At 73.8% G+C, this 3,804-nt stretch carries 4 protein-coding genes; all 4 read right to left on the reverse strand.

Translation table 11 applies throughout. The annotated features are described in order from the left end of the window. The coding region (locus ABD308_RS23105; RefSeq protein ID WP_344338151.1) for an MFS transporter at window positions 1–1,475 on the reverse strand (1,475 nt) is incomplete at its 3' end. 53 nt (window positions 1,476–1,528) lie between these two features. Next, on the reverse strand, window positions 1,529–2,083 hold the full coding sequence (locus tag ABD308_RS23110) for a TetR/AcrR family transcriptional regulator (RefSeq protein ID WP_344338153.1): 555 nt from the start codon (window positions 2,081–2,083) through the stop codon (window positions 1,529–1,531). 150 nt (window positions 2,084–2,233) lie between these two features. Beyond that, the gene (locus tag ABD308_RS23115; RefSeq protein WP_344338154.1) at window positions 2,234–2,626 is read right to left on the reverse strand and encodes a cell division protein SepF; all 393 of its coding nucleotides are present in this window, start codon (window positions 2,624–2,626) and stop codon (window positions 2,234–2,236) included. A 351-nt stretch (window positions 2,627–2,977) separates the two neighbouring features. Further along, entirely contained in the window at window positions 2,978–3,691 is a 714-nt protein-coding gene (locus ABD308_RS23120; protein ID WP_344338155.1) for a TVP38/TMEM64 family protein, read from the reverse strand. Window positions 3,692–3,804 lie beyond the last annotated feature (113 nt).

The raw sequence follows: 3,804 nt of genomic DNA on the forward strand, positions 1-3,804 counted from the left end.
AGCACCGCCGCGCCGAACAGCAGCGCGGCCGCCAGCATCCCGGCCACGTTCACGCCGTGCACGAACGCCTCCCTGGCGCTCGCCAGCAGCGGACCGGCCAGGGTGTCCGGCAGCCCGTGGGCCACCTCCACCGCGCCGCCCAGCGACTCGCCGGCCTGCGCGGCCGCCGCCGGGTCCGTCCCGGCCGGGACGGCCAGCCGGCCCGCGTACAGCGCGCCGACCACCGAGCCGACCAGGGCGATGCCGAGCGCGGTGCCCAGCTCGTACGCCGTCTCGGAGACCGCCGAGGCGGCGCCGGCCTTGTCGGCGGGGGCGGCGCCCAGCACCAGGTCCGCGCCCAGCGTGTAGACCACGCCCTCGGCCGTGCCGACCAGCAGGAAGGCGGCGGCCAGCACCAGGTAGGTGGTGTCCTGCTGGATCCAGCCGAGCAGGCCGATCCCGACGCCCATCACCAGCAGGCCGAGGGTGAGCGCCGTGCGGGCGCCGGTCCGGCGCACCAGCCGGGCGGTCAGCAGACCGCCGGCTATCGCGCCGGCGAAGGCCGGCAGCTCGGCCAGGCCCGCCTTCAGCGGCGGGTAGCCGCGGACCAGCTGCAGGTACTGCGAGGTCACGAAGACGATGCCGGACAGGCCGACCAGCGCGATCAGCGAGGCCAGCACGGCGGCCGTGAAGCGCCGGTCGCCGAAGAGCCGGACGTCCAGCAGCGGGGTCTCCAGCCGCAGCTGGCGGCGGACGAAGGCGACCAGCGCCAGCGCGCCGAGCAGGCCCGTCACCGGCACGTCCCAGCGGACGACGCCGTGCGCCGCGGCCTCCTTGATCGCGTAGACCACGCCGATCACACCGGCGAGCGACAGCAGCACGCTCAGCACGTCCCAGCGACCCGGCTTCGGGTCCCTGGACTCCGGCAGCAGCCAGGCGCCGAAGACCAGCAGCAGCACCAGCACCGGGATGTTCAGCAGGAACACCGAGCCCCACCAGAAGTGCTCCAGCAGCACACCGCCGACCACCGGGCCGAGCGCGGCGCCGGCGGACGCCGCGGCGCCCCAGATGCCGATCGCGGTGGCCCGCTCCCGGTCGTCGGGGAACAGCGTGCGGATCAGCGAGAGGGTGGACGGCATGATGGTCGCCCCGGCCACGCCGAGCAGCACCCGGGCCAGGATCAGCCAGCCGGCGGTCGGCGCGTACGCGGCCAGCAGCGAGGCGGCGCCGAACGCGGTGGCACCGGCCAGCAGCAGCCGCTTGCGGCCGATCCGGTCGCTGAGCGAGCCCATCGAGACCAGCAGGCCGGCCAGCACGAAGGAGTAGGCGTCGCCGATCCACAGCAGCTGGGTGCCGCTGGGGCGCAGGGTCTCGCTGATCGAGGGGATGGCCAGGGACAGGACGGTCGCGTCGACGGCGACCAGGGTGACGGCCAGGACGAGGACGGCGAGGCCGGTCCAGCGCTGGCGGGGCTGGAGGAGGACGGTGCTGCTCATGGGTATCGGTGTCCGGTTTCCGGTCCGGGGTGCTGTGGACGGGGGAGTGGGGATCAGTGCGGTCGCGGGGCGCGCAGGGCGCCGCCGAGGAACAGCTCGGCGAGCGAGAAGGTGGCGTCGCGCGGGGCCAGCCGGCCGTCCTGGACGGCCCAGCCGATTCCGGCGAGCAGGTCGAAGAAGGCCTCGCTGAGCCAGGCCGCGGAGAGCTCGATCCGGAAGACCCCCTGCTGCTGTCCGCGCAGGAAGAGCGCGTGCAGCCGGGCCATCTGGGCCTCCCAGAGATCGTTGACCGCCTCGTCGTCGTAGAGCTGGCTCTCGCCGGTCAGGTAGGCGCAGAGCATGGCGTCGGGGACGATCGCGTCGATCAGCCGCCGCAGCGCGGCGTGCGCGTCGCCCTCGTCGACCCCGGAGGCGTCGAGCGCCGCGGCCAGCCGCCGGAGCGCGAGCATGCCGACCTCGCCGATCAGCGCGTCCCGGCCCGGGAAGAGCCGGTGCAGGGTGGCGCGGCTGATGCCCGCGGCGCGGGCGATCTCGTCGAGGTGGGCGGTCGGGCGGCGGGAGAGCACGCCGACGGCGGCTTCGAGGACGGAGTCACGGTCGGTGGCCATGGAACGAGTGTACGTCGAATGAGACGTGGATGTCTCATCATTAATCCGGGAGTCTCGTTCGAGGCGTCGTCGTACGGCGTCCGGGCAAAAAGAACCGGGGACGGCGGTTGCCGTCCCCGGTTCTCCTGCGCCCGGCGGGTCGTGGCCGGTTCAGCTCTGGTTGTAGAAGCCGGTGTCGTCGAGCGGGCGGTCGATCACCATCACCTCGACGTCCGCCGGAGTGAGCAGGAACACCCTCTTGGCGATCCGCTCGATGCCGCCGCGGGTGCCGAAGATCAGACCGGAGGCGAAGTCGACCATGCGCTTGGCCTCGGCCTCCTCCATCTCGGTGAGGTCCATGACCACCGGGGTGCTCGCCCGGATGTGCTCGCCGACCGTGCGGGCCGCCTCGAATCCGGTCGGCCGCAGGGAGACGATCTTCGTCGGGGCGGGGGAGGACGGTACCGTCTCCTGCTCGACCCACTCGTCCTCGTACACCGCGGCCGGGTAGCTCCCGGAGGGCATCAGCCACCCGTTGTGGTGCTCGTCGCGAAGTGCTCCCATGCCGCGCCTCCCTGCCTCTGTTCCGTACAGGTCCCCCGGTGCGCGTGCCCTTTTGACACGTCATCCACTCGTCGGAACTGTCCGAGTATCGCACTGATCACCGGTCTCGTGCCCGCTCGCGCCGTCCGTACGAGTCGCGCCGCGCCGACGGCCAGGGCGGACCCGGGCATCAGAAGCGACGCAGGACAAGGGCGTACGGTTGCGCGCGTAGACGATATCGGTCGCGGCCACCGCGCAATTGACCTTCTGTCAACAATGCGGGAACGATTTCACACGGCGCTGACAACGGCCCCGTGCGGCCGAGCGCGTCGGCGTGTTCCGCGCCCGGCGCGCCGGGCGGGCGCCCGGCGCTCAGACCTGGACCGCGCGCCGTCGCCGGACGGCCGCCCGCACCACCGGGACCAGGCCGATGACGCCGATCACCCCGATCAGCCCGGCCGAGATCAGGAAGCCCGTGGACCCGGGCTCGCGCGCGGTGGCCGCCGCGGCGACGTAGACGGCGGTCACCGGGACCACCCCGAGCGCGGTGGCGAGGATGAACGGCGGGAACCGCACCCCGGAGACGGCCGCGCCGTAGGTGGCCGCCTGGAACGGCAGGCCGGGGAGGAGCCGCAGCAGCAGGATGCTGCGGAACCCCTGGTCGGTGAAGCGCCGGTCCATCGCCAGCAGCATCCGCCCGCGCAGGAAGCGCCGCAGCGCGTCCCGGCCCAGCGAGCGGGCCAGCCCGAAGGCGACCGCCGCCCCGAGGGTGGTGCCCAGCACGGCCAGCAGCAGCCCCTGCTGCACGCCCAGCAGCAGCCCGGCCGCCGCGTTCAGGGCCGGCCGGGGGAAGAAGGCCACCGTGCCGACCGCGTACACGGCGGTGAACAGCGGGGCGCGCCAGTACCAGGGCGCCCCCTCGGACAGGCCCCCGTCGAGCAGCGCGGTCGGGCTCCACAGCAGCAGCGAGCCGGTCACCGCGGCGAGGATCGCCACCAGCAGGGCGAACCGCGGCCACGGCGAACGCGCCGGAGGGTCGTCCGAGGCGGGGCCGGGCGGAGGCGGGCAGGTCACGGCTTCGGGCACGGCCCGAGCCTAGGCCCTCTCTTTCGGATCACGCCAGGCGGTCGCCGCCGGAGCACGCACCTCGCCGGCTTGTCGTCGGTCGCCGATGCTCCGCATGGACTCCCTCCTCCGCA

Source organism: Kitasatospora putterlickiae (assembly GCF_039527695.1).
Classification (GTDB): Bacteria; Actinomycetota; Actinomycetes; order Streptomycetales; family Streptomycetaceae; genus Kitasatospora; species Kitasatospora putterlickiae.

What these genes read in the sequence shown, in the direction of transcription:
- ABD308_RS23110 (WP_344338153.1), bottom strand. Translation starts at nt 2,083, where the DNA reads ATGGCCACCGACCGTGACTCCGTCCTCGAAGCCGCCGTCGGCGTGCTC.
- ABD308_RS23115 (WP_344338154.1), bottom strand. Translation starts at nt 2,626, where the DNA reads ATGGGAGCACTTCGCGACGAGCACCACAACGGGTGGCTGATGCCCTCC.